Origin of the sequence: Asticcacaulis sp. (assembly GCF_035497195.1) — a bacterium.
Classification (GTDB): Bacteria; Pseudomonadota; Alphaproteobacteria; order Caulobacterales; family Caulobacteraceae; genus Asticcacaulis.
Genome location: NZ_DATJDZ010000014.1, coordinates 164,028 through 183,745, shown reverse-complemented (window position 1 = coordinate 183,745; position 19,718 = coordinate 164,028). Strand labels below are relative to the sequence as shown.

17 protein-coding genes are annotated in these 19,718 nt (G+C 59.4%); 12 read left to right on the top strand and 5 right to left on the bottom strand.

What is annotated here, in order from left to right:
• Positions 1-140: 140 nt before the first annotated feature.
• The 5 genes from mutS (at position 141) to VL130_RS04895 (ending at position 9,192) form a co-directional block, all read left to right on the top strand.
• Positions 141-2,840, top strand: coding sequence for a DNA mismatch repair protein MutS (gene mutS, locus VL130_RS04915; RefSeq protein ID WP_325361617.1), 2,700 nt, complete (start codon positions 141-143; stop codon positions 2,838-2,840).
• 45 nt (positions 2,841-2,885) lie between these two features.
• Positions 2,886-5,717 (top strand): [protein-PII] uridylyltransferase, encoded by a 2,832-nt coding sequence (locus VL130_RS04910; protein WP_325361616.1) that lies wholly within the window; start codon positions 2,886-2,888, stop codon positions 5,715-5,717.
• 112 nt (positions 5,718-5,829) lie between these two features.
• Entirely contained in the window at positions 5,830-7,479 is a 1,650-nt protein-coding gene (gene murJ, locus VL130_RS04905; RefSeq protein ID WP_325361615.1) for a murein biosynthesis integral membrane protein MurJ, read from the top strand.
• An 8-nt stretch (positions 7,480-7,487) separates the two neighbouring features.
• On the top strand, positions 7,488-8,495 hold the full coding sequence (trpS, locus tag VL130_RS04900) for a tryptophan--tRNA ligase (RefSeq protein ID WP_325361614.1): 1,008 nt from the start codon (positions 7,488-7,490) through the stop codon (positions 8,493-8,495).
• A 157-nt stretch (positions 8,496-8,652) separates the two neighbouring features.
• Positions 8,653-9,192: a copper chaperone PCu(A)C gene (locus tag VL130_RS04895; protein WP_325361613.1), complete on the top strand. Its 540-nt coding sequence runs from the start codon at positions 8,653-8,655 to the stop codon at positions 9,190-9,192.
• Here VL130_RS04895 and VL130_RS04890 read toward each other — a convergent pair whose 3' ends face one another.
• A complete protein-coding gene (locus VL130_RS04890) occupies positions 9,193-9,861 on the bottom strand; it encodes a YggS family pyridoxal phosphate-dependent enzyme (RefSeq protein ID WP_325361612.1) in 669 nt (222 codons plus the stop codon).
• On the opposite strand from VL130_RS04890, the gene VL130_RS04885 reads away from it, so the two are divergent.
• Positions 9,855-10,487: a thiamine phosphate synthase gene (locus tag VL130_RS04885; protein WP_325361611.1), complete on the top strand. Its 633-nt coding sequence runs from the start codon at positions 9,855-9,857 to the stop codon at positions 10,485-10,487. The two genes, VL130_RS04890 and VL130_RS04885, sit on opposite strands and share 7 nt — an antisense overlap.
• Here the strand turns inward: VL130_RS04885 and VL130_RS04880 are convergent.
• Positions 10,484-10,933 (bottom strand): NtrZ family periplasmic regulatory protein, encoded by a 450-nt coding sequence (locus VL130_RS04880; protein ID WP_325361610.1) that lies wholly within the window; start codon positions 10,931-10,933, stop codon positions 10,484-10,486. The genes VL130_RS04885 and VL130_RS04880 overlap by 4 nt on opposite strands.
• Before the next feature lie 485 nt (positions 10,934-11,418).
• Here VL130_RS04880 and VL130_RS04875 point away from each other — a divergent pair, with 485 nt between their 5' ends.
• The 6 genes from VL130_RS04875 to VL130_RS04850 all read left to right on the top strand — a co-directional run bounded on the left by VL130_RS04875 (position 11,419) and on the right by VL130_RS04850 (position 17,280).
• A complete protein-coding gene (locus VL130_RS04875; protein WP_325361609.1) occupies positions 11,419-11,952 on the top strand; it encodes a DUF3576 domain-containing protein in 534 nt (177 codons plus the stop codon).
• Positions 11,953-12,075: 123 nt separating this feature from the next.
• On the top strand, positions 12,076-14,631 hold the full coding sequence (gene leuS / locus VL130_RS04870; RefSeq protein ID WP_325361608.1) for a leucine--tRNA ligase: 2,556 nt from the start codon (positions 12,076-12,078) through the stop codon (positions 14,629-14,631).
• 5 nt (positions 14,632-14,636) lie between these two features.
• Positions 14,637-15,236, top strand: a complete 600-nt coding sequence (locus tag VL130_RS04865; RefSeq protein WP_325361607.1) for an LPS assembly lipoprotein LptE — start codon at positions 14,637-14,639, stop codon at positions 15,234-15,236.
• Positions 15,237-15,245: 9 nt separating this feature from the next.
• The gene (holA, locus tag VL130_RS04860) at positions 15,246-16,298 is read left to right on the top strand and encodes a DNA polymerase III subunit delta (protein WP_325361606.1); all 1,053 of its coding nucleotides are present in this window, start codon (positions 15,246-15,248) and stop codon (positions 16,296-16,298) included.
• The gene (locus VL130_RS04855; protein WP_325361605.1) at positions 16,298-16,936 is read left to right on the top strand and encodes a hypothetical protein; all 639 of its coding nucleotides are present in this window, start codon (positions 16,298-16,300) and stop codon (positions 16,934-16,936) included. Before holA ends, VL130_RS04855 begins: the two co-directional genes overlap by 1 nt.
• Entirely contained in the window at positions 16,933-17,280 is a 348-nt protein-coding gene (locus VL130_RS04850; RefSeq protein WP_325361604.1) for a DUF4031 domain-containing protein, read from the top strand. The genes VL130_RS04855 and VL130_RS04850 overlap by 4 nt, the downstream gene beginning before the upstream one ends.
• Positions 17,281-17,334: 54 nt before the next feature.
• On the opposite strand, the gene VL130_RS04845 is transcribed toward VL130_RS04850, so the two are convergent.
• Genes VL130_RS04845 through rsmG form a run of 3 tightly spaced genes read right to left on the bottom strand, consistent with a single transcriptional unit; the run spans position 17,335 to position 19,716 of the window.
• Entirely contained in the window at positions 17,335-18,243 is a 909-nt protein-coding gene (locus tag VL130_RS04845) for a ParB/RepB/Spo0J family partition protein (protein WP_325361603.1), read from the bottom strand.
• Positions 18,244-18,263: 20 nt separating this feature from the next.
• Positions 18,264-19,100, bottom strand: coding sequence for an AAA family ATPase (locus VL130_RS04840; protein WP_325361602.1), 837 nt, complete (start codon positions 19,098-19,100; stop codon positions 18,264-18,266).
• Complete coding sequence (rsmG, locus tag VL130_RS04835) at positions 19,090-19,716, bottom strand: 16S rRNA (guanine(527)-N(7))-methyltransferase RsmG (protein WP_325362369.1); 627 nt, start codon at positions 19,714-19,716, stop codon at positions 19,090-19,092. Before rsmG ends, VL130_RS04840 begins: the two co-directional genes overlap by 11 nt.
• Between the last annotated feature and the right edge of the window lie 2 nt (positions 19,717-19,718).

The window sequence follows — 19,718 nt, the reverse complement described above, 5'->3', positions numbered from 1 at the left end:
TTTTTCTTTATTGTCAGACAAAATGAATTTGCAAGCTGTTGTTTTTATAAGACGGTTTGCAATGCACAATCTCGGCTTTGTACACACTTTCCTGTGCGAAAAGCCTTCTCTTCGCTGTTAACAATGGTTAACTTCCCCTTATGAACGCTCAGCCGAACCTCTCCTCCGAAGCCGCTACCCCCAACATCGAAGGCGCCACGCCGGTGATGGCGCAATATATCCAGCTCAAGGCGCAATATCCCGACGCCATCCTGCTGATGCGAATGGGTGATTTCTACGAAATTTTCTTCGAGGACGCAGTGATCGCCTCGCAGGCGCTATCGCTGGCCCTGACCAAGCGCGGCCAGTTTCAGGGCAAGGATATTCCGCTGGCCGGCGTGCCTGCCCATGCCGCCGACGCCTATATCGCCAAGCTGATCCGGCTGGGTCATCGCGTCGCCGTTTGCGACCAGCTGGAAGACCCGGCCGAGGCAAAAAAGCGCGGCTCAAAAGCCATAGTCAAGCGCGGCATTACACGCGTTGTAACGCCCGGCACCCTGACCGAGGATACCCTGCTGGAGGAGCGCGGCGCCAACCGGCTGGTGGCCCTGTCATCGCGCGGCGGCGTGCTGGCTCTGGCTGCGGTTGAACTCTCCACTGGCGACGTCGAGGTGCTGGAGATAGCGCCCGAACAGCTTGGCGTGCAGCTATCGGCCCTGCGGCCTTCGGAAAGTTTGGTGTCTGATCGGCTGATCCAGGACGAAGCCATCTATCCGCTGCTCAAGATGTATGGCGGCGTGATTCAACCGCAACCCTCATCGCTATGTGATCCGGCTGGCGGCGAGGCGAGGCTGCTCAAGCTTTACGGCGTCCAGACGCTCGATGGTTTCGGCCATTTCAGCCCGGCGGAAATCTCGGCGCTCGGTCTGCTGGCCGCCTATATCGACCTGACCCAGGCCGGCAAGATACCGACCCTGAAACCGCCGGCACGAGTGATCTCGAACAACTATCTCGCTATCGACGCCGCCACGCGCAATTCGCTGGAAATCGACCGGACGCAGCAAGGCAAACGCGAAGGCAGCCTGATTTCTGCGCTCGACATGACCGTGACCTCCGGCGGCTGCCGTCTGTTGCTGGGCCGCCTGGCGCGGCCGCTCTATCAGCCCGACGCCATCAATGCCCGCCTCGATACCATCGAGTGGCTGCTGCCGAAACGCGATGTACGCGACACCCTGCGTCATCTGATGCGCTCGCTGTCCGATCAGGCACGGGCCTTGTCGCGCCTTTCGCTCAATCGCGGCAGCGCGCGTGATCTGTGCGTCATTGCCCAGGCCCTGCATATTGGTGAAAGCCTGGCCAATCATCTCAACGATGCGCGCCATCAGGTGGAAATAGATCCTAAAGCCACGCAGGAAATAGACGATATCATCGCGGCGCTGGTCCCTTCGCTACAACTCAGCCAGTTGCGCGACAAGCTGGGGCGGGCGCTGGTCGAGGAGCCGCCGCTCAAGCTCTCCGATGGCGGTTTTATCCGCCCCGGCTTCAATGCCGATCTCGACGAAGCCCGCACCCTGCGTGATGACAGCCGCCAGATCATACTGGCGCTGGAGCAGCGCCTGGCGGCCGAAACCGGCATCGCCGTCCGCATCAAGTTCAATAATGTGCTGGGCTATTTCATCGAACTTTCGGCAAAGCTGGCCGAACAGTTACAGGCGCAGGACAGCGAAAAACAGTTCATCCATCGCCAGTCTCTCGCCAATCAGGTGCGTTTCGTCACCACCGAACTGATCGAGCTTGACGGCCGTATCCAGCGCGCCGCCCAACAGGGTCTGGCCTTGGAACTGGAAGTTTTTGAGCAGTTGCGGGAAGAGGTTCGCCTCGCCGCCGCCGAAATTCAGAGTGGCCATGACGCCATCTGCGCGCTTGATGTCGCGGTCGCCAATGCCTGTTGGGCCGAGGACTGGGACGCCGCCCGCCCGAAAGTCGATGATAGCTTGCGGCTCGAAATCTCGCGCGGCCGCCATCCGGTCGTGGCTGGCGCATTGAAGGCACAGGGCAAGCCGTTCACGCCTAATGATGTCGATCTCGATGCTTCAGGCACAGACGCCGCCCGCCTGTCTATGGTCACCGGTCCGAACATGGCCGGTAAATCGACCTATCTGAGGCAAAACGCCCTGCTGATCATCATGGCGCAGGCGGGCCTGTTCGTGCCGGCCAAATCCATGCACCTCGGCGTCGTCGACAAGCTGTTCTCCCGCGTCGGCGCCGGCGACGACCTGGCGCAAGGCCGCTCCACCTTCATGATGGAAATGGTCGAGACCGCTGCGATTTTAACGCAGGCGACCGAGCGTTCCTTCATCATCCTCGATGAAATCGGCCGCGGCACCGCCACCTATGACGGCCTCGCCATTGCCTGGGCCTCGGCGGAAAACCTGCATGACGTCCTCAAGGCGCGCACGCTTTTCGCCACCCATTATCACGAACTTTCCAAGCTGGAAGGCCGGCTGGCCTCCATCAACAATCTCAGCCTGACGGCCCATGAGCATAATGGCGAGCTGATCTTCCTGCATGAGGCCCGCAAAGGCTCGGCCGATCGCTCCTATGGCGTACAGGTGGCGCGTTTGGCCGGTATGCCGCCGGCCGTGGTTTCGCGCGCCCGTGATATCCTGACCCGTCTCGAAGAAGACAACCAGACCAGGCTGCGGCTCGATGATCTGCCACTGTTTTCCACCAGCCACATGTCTGAGCCGGCCAACCGCGCGCCCTCGAAGGTGGAAACCACGCTCAAGGGCGTAAATCCCGACGATTTAAGCCCCAAGGAAGCCCTCGAACTCATTTATAATTTACACAAATTGCTGTAAATCGGAGGTTAGCCGAGTTTTGTATATATGAGTGATCCCTCCCCCATGCTCACCCAGACACACCCGGCGGCGCCCGCATACCGTATCGACGGTACACATCTGCGTAAAACCCTGACCGAGACCTATGAGGACTCGTCCGGCGATACGCTTGATCTGCGGCGCCGCGCCGTCACCATCCTGAAAGACGCGCTCGACAAAGGCCGCGCCAGCATTCTTGAGCGGGTGGAGGATCAAAAAGGCGGTTACGCCACGGCCCGCGCGCTGGCGAAGGTGACCGATGAGGTCGTCTCGGCTCTGTGGGATTTCACCCTCACCCACGTTTATCGCGCCCGCAACCCGACGGAGGGCGAACGCCTCGCCTTGCTGGCGGTGGGCGGTTATGGCCGTGGCGAACTGGCGCCCTATTCCGATCTCGACCTGTTGTTCCTGCGCGCCTGGAAGGAAACCTCGCACTCGGAATCGGTCATTGAATTCATCCTCTACACCTTGTGGGACTTGGGGCTCAAGGTCGGCCATGCGTCGCGCACGGTCGATGAGACGATCAAATACGCCAAGGGCGACCACACCATCATGACGGCGGTGCTGGAGCATAGGCTGATCGCCGGCGACACCGAACTGGCGCAAAACCTCGAAGACCGCCTCAATCACGACGGCCTGAAATCCCACGCCTTCGATTTCGTCGCCGCCAAGCTGGAGGAGCGCGACCAGCGTCACGTCAAAAGCGGCACCACGCGCTACGTGGTCGAACCTAATGTCAAGGAAGGCAAAGGGGGCTTGCGCGACCTGCATACGCTCTACTGGATCGCCCAGTATCAAGCAAAGCATCTGGCCGGTGGCGCTGGCAAGGATGCCCCAAATACCTCCGATGTGCTCGACCTGATCCTGACGGAAAAGGAACACCGCATCTTCATGCGCGCCTTTGATTTCCTGTGGAAGGTGCGCATCATCATGCACGCCGCCGCCGGGCGCGGCGAAGAGCGCCTGACCTTCGATCTCCAGCCCGAAGTGGCCCGCCGCATGGGCTTTATCGACCGCGAAGGCGAACCCAATGTCGAGCGCTTCATGCGCCGCTATTTCGTGGTCGCCAAGGAGGTCGGGGCGCTGACCCGCATCTTCTGCACCAAGCTGGAAACCCAGCAGGCCAAGCCTTTCGCACGTCTGTCGAGCCTGATCCAGTCGGGTATCATGAACCTGACGCGCGCCGACCACCCCGGCTTTACCATCACCAATGGCCGCCTCAGCGTCAACAGCGCTGACATCTTCCAGAAGTCGCCGGTAGCGATGTTCATGCTATTCAAGATGGCCGACCGGCTCGAACTCGACCTGCATCCGGACGCCTTCACCGCCATCGCCCGCAATCTCGACCTGGTGACGCCTTCCCTGCGCCGCAATCCGGAAGCGGCCAGACTGTTTCTGGATCTGCTGGTGCGCGGAAAAGACCCGTACCGCACTCTTTCCATGATGTCCGAAACCGGCCTGCTGGGCCGTTACATCCCCGAATTCGGCCGCATCGTAGCCCAGACCCAGTTCAACATGTATCACGCCTATACGGTCGATGAGCATACCCTGCGCGCCGTCGATATCATCCACGGCATCGATACCGGGCGCTTTACCGAAGATCACCCGCTGTCGAGCGTGATCATGCCGCAGATCACCGACAAGGAGTCGCTCTACCTCGCCATGCTGCTGCACGACACCGGCAAGGGCAATGAACTGGGCCAGGAAATAGGCGGCGAGATCGCCGCGCGCAAGGCCTGCGAACGGCTGGGCGTCGAGGACTGGAAAACCGATCAGGTGGCCTGGTTGGTGCGCCACCATCTCGTCCTGTCAGATTACGCTCAAAAGCGCGATGTCTCCGATCCGGACACTGTGGCTTCCTTCGCCCATATCGTCGAGACACCGGAACGCCTGCGTCTGCTGCTGATCCTGACCGTGGCCGATATCCGCGCCGTCGGGCCGGGCGTCTGGAACGCCTGGAAGGGCCAGTTGATGCGCGACCTGTTCGACGCCACTGAATCGGCCTTCCGCGGCGGACGCGGCCCCGATGCCGTGGCGCGGGTGCGCGAAGATTTGCAACTGCGCGCCCATGAGCGCCGCCGGACCTTAAGCGAAAACAACGACGACATCGCCGCCTGGCTGGAAACCATGGACGAGAGCTATCTGTTCTCGTTCACGCCGGAAGAGGTCAAAAGCCATGCCGCGCTGGTGTTCTCGGCCTTCGATTTGGCCCCGGCCGTCGCCCTGCGCATCGATACCCTGCGCAACGCCACCGCCTTTTCAATCACGGCGGAAGATCGCACCGGCCTGTTCGCCGATCTGGCGCGCTGTTTCGCCAATCTCGGTGGTAATGTCGTGGGCGCGCAGGTCTTCACCTCATCCAATGGCCGTGCGCTCGATGTCTTTTATGTGCAGGACGCCACCGGCAAGCCCTTCGCCCATGACGACCTGGCACGCCAGAAACATGCCCGGACGGCGCTGGAAGCCGCCGCGCGCGGCAAGCTGCCGGAGCCGCTGACATGGAAATCGGCCTTCTCAGCGCGCACGGCGGCCTTTGCCATCGCGCCCACCGTCGTTTTTGATGACGACAGCAATGCCAATGTAACGATCATCGAGGTCTCAGGCCGCGACCGCCCCGGTCTGCTGGCCGATATTGTCGAGGTCATGGCCCGGTCGCATATCGATATCGCCTCGGCGCACATCGATTGCTATGGCGAACGCGCGGTCGATGCCTTCTACGTGGCGGATCATTACCGCAAGGCGCAACTCGCCGGCGGCCTGAAGCAGACCCTGAAAAAGCAATTGCTGGCGGTGCTCGACAAGCCGGCCCATGCCCCCAAGCGTAATCTGGCAAGGGCCAGGGCCAGTCTGGCGCGGTAAATATACAGGTTGAGGGCGGGTTAAGGGCTTGAGACCCTCATTAACCCATAACTGCTTGCGGGAAATCCATAGCCAGCCTAAAGCGGAAGCCACACCCTAACAGAGCATCTCCGTGTCAAACGTCGAAACGCCCGAAGCACCCGCCAAAAAGTCCTCCGGGCTTCTGCGCAATTCGCTGATCAACAGCAGTTTTACCCTGATCTCGCGCTTCGCCGGTTTTGCCCGCGATCTGGTTCTGGCCGCCTATCTCGGCGCCAGCGGCAATATCATGGCCGACGCCTACGCTACCGCTCAGAATTTTCCCAATCTGTTTCGTCGCATCTTTGCCGAAGGGGCCTTTTCCTCCGCCTTCGTGCCCTCCTATTCCGCCGCCATTGAGCGTGACGGCAAGGAAGCCGCCGATAAAATGGCGCACGACGCCATGGCGACATTGGTATTCATAACGGTCGCCTTCTGCCTGGTCTGCCAGTTCGCCATGCCCTGGCTGATGTATATCCTCAAACCGGGCTTCGCCGTCGATCCGGAAAAGATGAAATGGACCGTGATCTTCACCCAGATCACCATGCCCTATTTGCCCTGCATGGCGATTGTGGCGCACCTGGCGGGCGTACTCAATGCACGGGGCCGATTCATGCTGTCGGCGGGCGTGCCGATCCTGCTGAACGCCGTAACTCTTGCCTGCATCATCCCGACTCATACCCCTTTCTGGTCAGCCATGATGGGATCGGTCGGCACCATTATCGCCGGCGTTTTACAGGCCGCCCTGCTGCTGTGGGGCGCCAGAAAGACCGGCGCGCATGTCAGCCTGTCGATCATTCCTGTTTTTTCTAAAGACATTAATAAGTTACTTTTGCTGGCCATCCCCGGCGCGCTCGCGGCGGCAGCCACTCAGCTTAATGTCTTCGTTTCTCAATTCTTTTCCTCGGCCGTCGTTGGGGCGACGATGTGGCTGGCCATAGCCGACCGTTTTTATCAGTTGCCCCTCGGACTGGTCGGGGTAGCGATTGGCACGGCGTTGCTTCCGGCCTTGTCACGCGCTATCCATGCCGAAGATCATGCACACGCGCAAAACACGATGGATCAGGCCTTCGTCTTCTCGATGGTCTTCGCCCTGCCAGCGGCCGTCGCCTTATGCGCCATGCCCTTTTTCCTGGTCGATGGCATCTACACGCGCGGTAACTTTCACCACAACGATTCCGTTCAGGTCGGATACCTGCTGTTCCAATACGGCTGGGGCGTGCCGGCCTTTGTGCTGACCCGTATTCTCAACCCGGCCTTCTTCGCTCGGAAAGACACTTTCGGGCCAATGAAGTTCGCCATTGTCTCGGTCATTGTCAATATTTGCGTCGGCGTCACCATGTTTCAGTTTATCGGTGTGCCGGGCCTGGCTATGGGCACGTCGGCTGCGGCGTGGGTCAACGCCCTGCTGATGATTTTTTTCCTCGCCAAACGGAAATTCTGGATAATCGGCGGCGCAGCGCTTCGCCGGTTGCTGCTTGTAATGCTCGCCGCTGCCGTCATGGCGGTTTTTTGCCTCGCGGCCTCTCATTTCCGTCCGGTCATTGAAGGCGTTGTCAGCGTCTTTTTGCCGCAACAGAATGGTCTTCACGATCTGGCGATTTCGGGCCATAGAGCCGTTGGAGCCAAGGAAATCGCTGTGGTTCTGGTTTCCCTTTCCGGCGTTTTCCTCTATATCGCCCTTCTATTTGCGACGAGGGCCTTCCGTCCCTCCGAACTGAAGGCCCTGATAAGGCGCCGCTAGGACTTAAAATGACGACCAAGAAACGTATCCTCTCCGGCATCCAGGCCTCCGGCTCGCTGCACCTCGGCAACTATCTCGGCGCCTTGAAGAAATTCGCCGATATGCAAAGCGATGACGCCGAGCGTTTCTACATGATCGCCGATCTGCACGCGATTACCGTCTGGCAGGAGCCGGCGAAGCTGCTCAGCCAGACGCGCGAGATTGCCGCCTGCTATCTGGCGGCCGGCGTTGATATCGACAAATCGACCATCTTCCCGCAATCGGCCGTGCGCGCCCACAGCGAACTGGCGTGGCTGCTGAACTGCGTCGGCCGCCTTGGCTGGCTCGACCGCATGACCCAGTTCAAGGACAAGGCCGGCAAGGATAAGGAACGCGCTTCGGTGGGCCTCTATACCTATCCGCTGCTGATGGCCGCCGATATCCTGGTCTACAAAGCGACCCATGTGCCGGTCGGTGAAGACCAGCGCCAGCACCTCGAACTGACCCGCGACGTCGCCAAGAAGTTCAACCATGATTTCGGCACCGATTTCTTCCCGATTCCGGAGACCCTTTATCAAGGTCCCGGCGCGCGCATCATGAGCCTGCGCGACGGCACGGCCAAGATGTCGAAGTCCGACCCATCGGATAATTCGCGCATCAACCTGACCGACGACGCCGACACCATCGCCTCCAAGATCAAGAAAGCCAAATCCGACGCCGATGTCCTGCCTGAAAATGCGGAAGGCCTGGAGAGCCGCCCGGAAGCGAAAAATCTGGTCGGCATCTATGCCGCTCTGGCCGATATTTCGGTGGCTGATGTGCTTAAAGCGTTCGGCGGCAAGGGCTTCGGCGTTTTCAAACCGGCCCTGGCCGAGGTGGTCGTTGAAAAAATGTCGCCGATCTCGATCAGACTACGACAATTGATCGCTGATCCGGCGGAAATCGACCGCGTGCTGTCCAAGGGCGCCGAGCGCGCCAGCACTGTGGCCGATCCGGTGGTGCGGGACGTGAAAAAGATTATTGGACTTTGGGGTTAAGAGAACCTCCCCTGATTTCAGGGGAGGGTGGCGCGAAGCGACGGGTGGGGTTAATTCTGTAGATCGAGTTCACTGACAACCCCGTACTTAACCCCCTCCGGCGCAAGAGCGCCACCTCCCCCTGAAATCAGGGGGAGTTCTGCAAGCGGAGTCGAACATGAAAAAACTGGCATTGGTTTTCCTTGGCGCAACCCTGGCTCTGACCGCCTGCGAAAAGGTGGAAAAACGTACCACCAGCATCTCCAGTTCAAGCGATGTCAACGGCGTAATCACCAAATCCGCCCTGTCGATGAGCGATTACGCTATGCGTGCGGCCCTGGGCAACAATCCCAATACCGCCGCCTATGTCACCATCACCAACAAGGGCAATGCCGACGACCGCCTGCTCTCGGCGGCCTGCGACTGCGCCACCACGACCACCCTCCATACCATGAAAATGACCGGCACAACCATGGAAATGGCGGAGGCAAAAGACGGCTTCGTCATCCGCTCCGGCGATGCCCTGGTTTTCAAGCCCGGCGGCAATCACATCATGCTGGAAAACCTGACCCGTCGCCCGGTCGAAGGCGAGACCGTCGATGTCACCCTGGTATTTGAAAAGGCCGGCCCGGTCACCCTGCCTATGCGGGTTTCCAACACCCCCCTGGCGAAAACCGGCACATCGGGCGAAATGGACCACGGCGACATGAAGATGTAATCAGCGCGCGCCAAATAGCGCTGAGCCGACGCGGATTTCCGTGGAACCGAAAGCGATGGCCGTCTCGAAATCGTCGCTCATCCCCATGCTGAGATGCGTAATGCCATTGCGTTCGGCGATCTTTTTCAGCAGGGCGAAATAGGGTCCGCGCGGCCCTTCGATCGGCGGGATGCACATCAGCCCGTCTATTTTCAGACCATAGCCCCGGCAGGCAGCCAAAAACGCATCCGTTTCCGCCGGTAGCACGCCCGATTTCTGATCTTCCTCGCCGATATTGACCTGAACATAAAGCACCGGCGCCTTGCCTTGCTTTTGTATTTCATCGGCGATAGCGCGGGCGATCTTGTCACGATCAATGCTTTCGATCACATCGAAAAACGCCACCGCCTCGGCCACCTTGTTGCTTTGCAGCGGCCCGATCAGGCGCAGTTCGAGGTCTGGATACTCGGCCCGCTTGCCGGCCCATCGTTCCATTGCCTCCTGCACCCGGTTTTCACCAAAGCGCCGCTGCCCGGCGGCCAGCACCGGCGCGATGGCCTCCCACGGCTGGTTTTTGGAAACCGCCGTCAGATAAGCCGAATCCGGCGCGCGGCCCGTCTGCTTTAAAGCCTTGTGCATCTGTGACTTGAGCCTAGAATAGGCGTCAGATTGGGCATCTGGTGATGACATACAAAACCCGCTTTCAATATTTGTTCGATAAGGCACGGGATATAGCGCAAGCGCAATCACCGTTGAAGGCCCAATTGCCGCCGCTGTTCTTCTTCACCGATCCGAAGCGCACCCCCCATCCGGAAGATATCGCCATCCATATGCCGGAAGGCTGCGGCCTCATTTACCGGCATTTTGGTGAGAACCACGCCAGCCAGCGCGCGCAACTGTTGCGCAAGATCGCCCGCGACAACGGCCTGACCCTGCTGATTGGCGAAGACGACGCCCTGGCGCTGGAGGTGGAGGCCGATGGCGTTCATCTGCGTCAGGCAAGCCTCCCCCGCGCCGGCGATCTGCACGCCGCGCATCCGGAGCTTATCCTGACCGCCGCCTGTCACGACTCTGAAACCCTGCGCGCCCTGGATACCGAGAGCGGTTTATCAGCCGTATTTATTTCACCTGTTTTCGCCAGCCACAGCCCGTCAGCTCAAGGCGTGGAAGCGCTGGGCATCAAAGCCGTGCGCGAGATGGCCGGCTTGTCGAGTCTGCCGGTGTTTGGTCTGGGGGGGATTAGCTGCGACAATATCCTGTCGCTGAGAGACAGCGGCCTGTCTGGCATCGGCGCTGTAGACGCCTTTAAGCTTTAAAAACGAAAAGTTGTCTCTAAGCGGACGCGCGGTTGCTTCTTGTCGCCCTGGGCGGCGCTGCGGGCGGGTTCGGGCTTCATCGGGTCGGATTTTTCACCGAAACCAAGCGTGCCGCCGACGCGAACCGAAGGCGACAGGCGATAATAGGCGCCGGCATCGATATCGCTGGAGCGCGGGGCCATGGATTCAGGCTGGTTGACGTCGAACTTTACGCCCCACTTGCCATCGAGATTGAACTGGTAAACTTTAGACTGCGGCTTGGAAAAGCCGGTCGTATCATCGCTGATAAAGCTTTCACCGACCGGCTGGATCAACGGCGTCAGGCCGGCGATATTTTCAACGGTCGATTGCGGACGAACTGTCTTGGTTTGCGCCATGGCAAAAGTGCTGCTTCCGGCTAACGCCAGAACCATCACGGATACAGCCATGGATACGACAGGTTTCATCTTTTTCTTCTACAGCCCGAAACCCGGATTATTTCGTGAGCAGCCCCCCAAAGGGTTGCCTTTCTGAACAGCCACCGGATACCAGTTTATTGTTTTACACAGCTATTTTGACAAAGCTGTGACTAAATTGAGATATGCCGAATTGTCTGACCGGTCAATTTGATATCACGCGAAAAGAGCTTCCCTTCGAGATTCACCTGACAGATGTGTTGAATCCGCCACGGATAGTAAACGACAGATAAACATATGGGGATGTTGCAGGTGTGACGCAAAGGGACGCAGAAGCTTTTCGTCTTCGCCCCACATCCGCCCTTATTTGCTGTAGAGTTAACAAACTTGTGATGCTACCCCTTGTCATACCCCAGGGCCTCCATGCTATAGAGGGCCGGGTCGCCAGGCGTTACTGGCAGTTGGGGCCAATAAATCCAGGAATTCCGGCAGCTTAGGCAGCCACGGGAATTCAAATCATGCGGAGTGATCAGTCTATGTCGACTATGCGGAAATCCGGTCTGATGCGTTCCGGGCTGGCCCTGGCTGCGCTTGGCCTTTGCCTGTCCTTCAGCGCCTGCGCCAGCCTTGGCAGCAAGGGCGGCGCGGCCTCCGCCAACACCACCGCGCCTTCCGATGATGACAAGATCAGTCTCGGCAGCCTCTTCGGCGGCGGCAAGAAGCAATCGACCTATAACGAACAGGCCGGTATCGGCGTCAACGCCTATCTGTGGCGCGCCTCGCTCGACACCATCTCCTTCATGCCCCTGACCTCGGCCGACCCGTGGGGCGGCGTGATCATCACCGACTGGTACGCTAATCCGCAAACCCCGGACGAGCATTTCAAGGTCACCGTCTTCATCCTGGATTCGCGTTTGCGCGCCGATGCGTTGAATGTCTCGATCCAGAAGGAAGTCCGCGCCGGCGATCGCTGGGTGCCTGCCGATGTCTCACAGCAGACCCAGCTTGATATCGAAAACGCCATCCTGACCCGCGCTCGCGAGCTGCGCCTGTCCAACGTCAAGAACTAGGCATCATCACTGCTCTTTAAAAAGCCGTTGTGGTCGTCCACAACGGCTTTTTCTATGGTTTTGCGCCGCAACGCGCCTTATAAGCAGCCATCCCCTGTTTTCGCACACTCCGCACAAAGTTTTATGGCCCGTTATAATCCCAAAGAGACCGAACCCCGCCAGTTGCAGCGCTGGGACGAAGCGAACGTATTCCTGACCAAGCAGGATGCCGGTAAACCCAAATATTATGTGCTGGAGATGTTCCCCTACCCCTCCGGCCGTATCCATATGGGCCATGTGCGCAACTACGCGATGGGCGACCTGGTGGCGCGCTTCAAGCGGGCGCGCGGCTTCAATGTGCTGCACCCCATGGGCTGGGACGCCTTCGGGATGCCGGCGGAAAACGCCGCCATGGAACGCAAGATCCACCCCAAGGGCTGGACCTACGACAATATCGCCTCGATGCGCGCCGAGCTGAAGCGCCTAGGCCTCAGCATCGACTGGTCGCGTGAATTCGCCACCTGCGATCCGGACTATTACGGCCAGCAGCAAAAATGGTTCAACGCCCTGCTGAAGAACGATCTTGTCTATCGCCGCGAAAGCCAGGTCAACTGGGACCCGGTGGACATGACCGTGCTGGCTAATGAGCAGGTCATCGATGGCAAGGGCTGGCGTTCCGGCGCCGTGGTCGAGAAGAAGAAGCTGACCCAGTGGTTCATGCGGATCACCCGCTTCGCCGACGACCTGATCGAGGGCCTGACCGAGCTGGAACGCTGGCCGGAAAAGGTCCGGCTGATGCAGTCCAACTGGATCGGCAAGTCGCGCGGCCTGAAGATGACCTTCCCCTTCGCCGATAGTGACGGTGGAGTCGAAGTCTATACCACGCGCCCGGACACCCTGTTTGGCGCGTCGTTTATCGCCATCGCCGCCGATCATCCGCTGGCCCAGCAAGCCGCCGCGGCCGATCCGGAACTGGCCGCCTTCATCAAGTCCATCGCCAAGGGCGGCACCACCCAGGCCGAGATCGATACCGGCGAGAAGCAGGGCTTTAATACCGGCATCAAGGTCAAGCACCCCTTCAAGCCGGGCGATACGCTTGATGTCTGGGTGGCCAATTTCGTGCTGATGGATTATGGCACCGGCGCGATTTTCGGCTGCCCGGCGCACGACCAGCGCGACCTCGATTTCGCCCGTAAATATGATTTATCCGTCACCGAAGTCGTGCTGCCGCAAGGTGCTGATCCCGAAGCGTTCACAGTCGGCAACGAGGCCTATACCGGTCCGGGCCATATCTTTAACTCGGCGTTCCTCGATGGCCTGGACATCGAAGCCGCCAAGAACGCCGCGATCGACAAGATCGAAGCCATGGGCCAAGGCGAAGGCGCCACCGTCTTCCGCCTTCGTGACTGGGGCGTCTCCCGTCAACGCTACTGGGGCTGCCCAATCCCGATCATCCATTGCGACGACTGCGGCGTGGTGCCGGTGCCGGACGATCAGTTGCCGGTGGTCCTGCCGGAAGACGTCACCTTCGATATTCCCGGCAATCCCCTGGAACGTCACCCGACCTGGAAGCACGTCAAGTGCCCGCATTGCGACAAGAACGCGACGCGCGAAACCGACACGCTCGATACCTTCGTCGATTCCTCGTGGTATTTCGCCCGTTTCACCGATCCGAAATCGCCGACCCCGATCAACAAACAGGCCGCCGACTACTGGCTGCCGGTCGATCAGTATATTGGCGGCATCGAACACGCCGTCCTCCACCTGCTCTATGCCCGCTTCATCACCCGCGCCCTGAACCATTGCGGCTATCTGGAGGTCAAGGAACCGTTCGCCGGTTTGTTCACCCAGGGCATGTTGACGCATGAAACCTATAAGAACGCTGCCGGCCAATGGGTCGAACCCGCCGATGTCGAGGTCGCCAGCGAAGGCGGCGCCCGCAAGGCGACTCAGGTTTCCACCGGCGAAACCCTGTCGATCGGCGATATCGAAAAGATGTCAAAGTCGAAGAAGAACACCGTGGCGCCGGAAGATATTTTCAATACCTATGGCGTTGATTCGGCTCGTCTTTTTGTGCTGTCCGATTCCCCACCTGAACGCGATGTCCAGTGGTCGACCTCCGGCGTCGAAGGCTCTTGGCGCTTTACGCACCGCGTCTGGGATCAGTTCGATACCCTGCCGGAGGGCGATATTGCCTGCACCGATGAAACCGCCGCCGCCGACCTGCTGAAGGCCGCGCACAAGGCCGTCAAGTTCGTCACCGAAGGCTTCGAAGGCTTCCGTTTCAACGCGGCCATCGCCAAACTGTACGAATTCGTCACCATCGTCCGCAATGCCGATATCGAAAAGACCGGCTCCAAGGTCCGCCGCGAAGCCTTGACCCTCCTGGCCGGACTGATCGCGCCGGTGACCCCTCACCTCGCCGAAGAATGTTGGACGCGCCTGGGCCATGACGGCCTGATCGCCAATGCGCCGTGGCCGAAATTCGACCCGGCCCTGGCTCAGGATGACGCCTACATCATGCCGGTTCAGGTCAACGGTAAGAAGCGCGGCGAGATTTCGATCCCGGTCGGCGCTTCCGAAGAGCGGATCCGCGAGATGGCGCTTGCGGACGAGGGGGTTAAGCGGCATCTTGACGGCGTATCCATCCGCAAGATCATCATCGTGCCGAACCGGATTCTCAACTTCGTGGTGGGATAAGCGCAATGTCTAAAGTCTTTGGGCGTAAAGTTCTTGGAGTGCTTGCCGTCAGCGCCGTTATCGGCCTCTCCGCCGTCAGCCTGAGCGGTTGCGGGTTTGCGCCGCTTTACGCAAAGACAGGCCTGACCGCCAACCTGTCGCAGGTGGCGATCGAGGTCCCGCAAACGCGGACCGGCTATTTCCTTGAGCAGGACCTGCGCAATGGCCTCGGTGGCGATGACGCCTCACCCAAAGCCTTTCTGCTGACCATCGGCATGAAGGAACGGCATTACAGCGTCGGCTATAAGGTCGATGACACCTCGACGCGTTCCGAAATAACCTCAAATGTTGTCTACACGTTCAAAGACATGACAACCGGCAAGGTGCTTTATACAGACAGGTTCAGTGAAACCGTCACCTACGATACGTCGAAATCGCCCTTCACCGGCGTGATCTCGCAACAGGACGCGCAGAAACGCATCGCCACCAGCATATCGCAGCAGATTCAGCGTGATTTGGCGCTCTACTTCCATGGCGATCTGTTGCCGTCAGCTACACCGGACGCAAACGCCGCCGCCGATGCGGAGCTTTCCGCCGATTCTGAAACGGCTGCCTCCAGCCAATGAAACTGGCCCATGAAATTAGGTAAGCGCGCCGAGATCGATGCTTTCTTCGCCAGGCAACCCGCCAATGTGGTCGGTGCGCTGGTCTACGGCAAGGATCGCAGCCAGGTTATCGAACGCTGCACGGTGCTGGCCAAAAAGATCGTGCCGGATATCACCGATCCGTTCAATGTGTCGCTCCTCACCGATACCGACGTTGAGGGTGACGGCGGGCTGCTCGAAGGTGAACTTCAATCCCTGTCATTGATGGGCGGCAAGCGACTGATCCGGCTGAAGTTTTTCTCGGAAAAGGCCGCTTTGGACAAGGCGGTCGCCGCCACCTTGAAGGCCCATGCCGCCGGTGACTTCAACAAGGATGCCTTCATCATCATCGAGGCCGGTGGGCTGGGATCGGATTCTGCCCTGCGCCGGCTGGCCGACGCCGACAAGAACCTTGTCAGCATCGCCTGCTATGAAGACGAAACCGGCGATGTCGTTCGCATGGCGCGAGAGGCCCTGGCGGCCGATGGCGTTTCCCTCAGCAATGCCGCTATGGATATCTTCGCCCAGCGCCTGCCCAAGGAACGCGGTATCGCCCGGCAAGAGATCGAACGGCTGATCCTGTTTATCGGTCCGGGTTCACACAAAACGCTGAACGAGGTCGAGCTTCAGGAATTTCTCGGTGTCGAACCGGAAGCCTCTCTCTTCAAGGCGGCATCCGATGCCTTCGGCGGCCGCATGAAGCAGGCTCAGGCGGGTTTGCGCCGGGCCTTTGCCGAAGGTGAAGGCGGGCCTGATGCCCTGCGCGCCCTCAGTATGCAATATAACAAACTGAAATTACTCAAGAGTTATCTCGAAAAGGGTCTCGGCACCAAGGAGGCGACACGCAACGCCGGCGTCTTCTGGAAGGATGAGGACGATATGCTGCGTCAGGCGCGCACCTGGAATTTTCCGGCGCTGGACGCTTTGGCGCGCGATCTGATCGAGGCCGATAAGCAATGCAAATCGACCGGGATGCCGGACCTGCTGGTCGCCGAGCGCCTCTATTTGCAAATCGCCGGACGTGCCGCCAGGGCCGGCGCCTGATGCCGCCCGCCGGCGTCTTCGCGGCGGAATGGCGCGATCTGGCGCAGAGCCTGACCTTGCCGGCAACCTTATCGGAATCCATTCTGACCGAACTGCAAACCGGCTATGGCGACCCAGCCCGGCATTACCATACTCAGAAACACATCGTCAGTATGTTGAAACAGGCTGCGGACCTTGAACTAAAAGACCGTGATGTGGCGCGTCTCGCCATCTTTTTTCACGATCTCGTCTATGATCCGACTCGCAGCGACAATGAGCAGCGCAGCGCGGACCTGCTGAAACAGAGGCTGTCCGGTTTCATCCCGGCTGAGCGGCGCGAGCGGGCCGCCGCCATCATCGAAGCCACAGCCGGCCATCAGGCGACGGGTGATCACGATGCTGATCTGGTGCTTGACCTCGACATGGCCATACTGGGGCAAGCCTGGCCGGTATATCAGGCCTATGCCAAAAGTGTCATGGCGGAATACCTGCCCCATATTGGCGAGACGGCGTGGCGGCAGGGACGGATCAGCCTGTTTCTCGACCCCACCCTCGCCCGTGGTAAAATCTTTCTGACCGATCGTTTCAAGCCACTCAATGATCGCGCCATGGAAAATCTTCGGCGGGAAAAAGTCTGGCTGATCGGCGATAAATCATGACCGTTTATATCGACGACATGTATCGCTACGCCATTGGCCAGTTCAAGGGCATGAAGATGTCGCACATGATCTCGGACGATGAGGACGAGCTTCACGACATGGCTATGCGTCTGAGTCTGCGCCGCGCCTGGCATCAGGGCGATCATTACGATGTGCCGCTCGATGCGCGGGAAAAAGCGATCCGGTTCGGCGCAATCGTAATCAGCTACCGGCAGGCTTCGGCCATGCGTCGCCGGCAAGTTGTGGAGGGCGCTTGCGGTGATCCAGCGGAGGCGGTTGCCTGGCTCAGACGCTGGTTTGCCACCCGAAATTCGGGCCTCTCAGCCGCACCAGAACGTCCCTGAGTCCGACGTTTCGGGTCAAATTCGCGTGAGACGCCGTTCTTTGAAAATATTCAATTATTTCATCAACTTACGACACAGCTCATCGAGCTGTTCGAGGCTGGCATAGGCCAAACGCAGCTCGCCCTTGCCGCCGCGGTCATCGAGCTTCACCATCAGGCCCAGAGCTTCCTGTAAGTCCTGCTCAAGCGACAGAGTGTCGGCATTTTGCTGCGGCCGGGCTTTTGGCGCTGGCGACGTCTTCGGACCCGCTATTTCTTCACGCACCAGGGCTTCGGTCTGGCGCACCGACAAGCCCTTGGCGATAACCTCTTCGGCCAGGGCCTCGGCCTTGTCGGACGTAATCAGGGCCCGGGCATGGCCGGCAGACAGGCGGCTATGCAAGACGTGATCCTGCACACTTTCAGGCAAACCCAAAAGTCGCAGCATGTTGGCAATATGCGGGCGTGACTTTCCGACCACCTGCGCCAGGGCATCCTGGGTGCGGCCGAAGCGATCCTGCAAGACCTTGTAGCCACGCGCCTCTTCGATCGGGTTCAGATCGGCGCGCTGGACGTTTTCAATAATGCCGATTTCCAGCACATCGAGGTCGTCCATCTCGCGGATGATCACCGGTACGGTATGCAGGCCGGCTTTTTGCGCCGCCCGCCAACGGCGTTCGCCGGCAACGATTTGGTAATGCCCCGGCTGACCGGGGGCAGACCGGACGAGGATCGGCTGCAAGATCCCCTTCTCGCGGATCGATCCCGCCAGCTCATCAATATCGGCTTCCACGAATAAGCGACGCGGTTGATCCGGATTGCGCACCAGCAATTCGATTGGTTGTTCAAGACCGCGCCCGGTGTCAGGCCCGCGTTCAGCCGCGCGCGCCTCGGCGGCTTCGGCGCCGGTTCTGGGGCTGTTGGTATCCTGATCGCCGAGTAATGCGGCCAAGCCGCGACCCAAACCTCTTTGTTTTTCAGACATTTATCGCTTCTTTTCTTCTCTTATGCCGGAATTTTGGCCGCTTGCTTGCGGCGAGTACGCTCGCGCGTCACCAGTTCCTTAGCAAGCTTGATATAGGCCTGGCTGCCGGAACATTTCATATCGTAAATCAGGGCCGGTTTGCCAAACGACGGCGCTTCGGACACCCGCACATTGCGCGGTATGACCGTATCATAAACCAGTTGGCCAAAATGCGAACGGACATCACGCTCGACATGACCAGACAGGGCATTGCGCTTGTCAAACATGGTCAGAACGATACCCTGAAGGCTAAGCTTGGGGTTCAGGCTGCCCCGCACCAGATCGATGGTCCGCATCAACTGGCTCAGGCCTTCGAGCGCGAAAAACTCACATTGTAGCGGCACCAGAACGGCATCGGCCGCGCTCATCGAATTGACGGTCAGCAGGTTCAGCGACGGCGGGCAATCGATCAGGATATAGTCATAAGGCGGCTTGTTTTGATCCAGGCCATCCAGCGCATCGCGCAAACGGTAGGAGCGGCGCTCCGCCTGGCCCAGTTCGATCTCGACTCCCGACAGATCCGGGTCTGAAGGCAGCAACCAAAGCCCCGGCACCGCCGTACTAACAGCCGTATCACCAATGGGCCGGCGATCGACAATCACGTCATAAAGCGAGTTTTCGCGCTGCTTTTTCGGCACACCCAGACCTGTCGAGGCATTGCCCTGCGGGTCAAGATCAATCAACAGGACGCGCTCGCCGATAGCGGCCAGGGCGGTGCCGAGGTTGATCGCCGTCGTGGTCTTGCCGACGCCACCTTTTTGGTTGGCGATGGCCAGGACGCGGACCTTTTTATCGGGTGAAAAGGCATTATCGGGCACGGCGCAGCCTCCGGACATGGATCACGCGACCGCGCGGATCGCTAATGGACTCGTACTGTTCTACGTCAAATTTCCAGACTTTTCCAGCGTCCGCCAGTTCACTTTCCACGTTTTCCCCCTTTAAAAACCACGCATCGGCGCCTTTGTGGATAAAGCCTTCGGCAAAACCCAGAAGCTTCGTCATCGGCGCGACAGCACGGGCGGTGACCACATCAACCTTGAGGCGGACATTTTCGGCACGATCATTAATCACGGTCGCCGGCAGACCGAGATCGTCAACCACGGTTTGGAGAAAGCGGCATCGTTTAGCCAGGGATTCGACCAAATAAACTTGAGGCACCAGCCCCTCGGAGTGCTTTAAAAGAATACTGAGGACGATACCCGGAAAGCCGGCCCCCGCCCCCAGATCGGCCCAGGTTCGGGCATCCGGCCGGCGATCAAGCAATTGCGCGCTATCGAGCACATGGCGCGACCAGTAATCCGGCAAGGTGGCTGGGCCGACAAGGTTCATTACCTCGTTCTGGGTAGCCAAAACCTCGTAGAATTTTTGCAGGTCAGCGATCGCCTCGTGTTTCACGTGAAACATCAGCCTGGCGGACATTTCGTCAGCCGTCATAA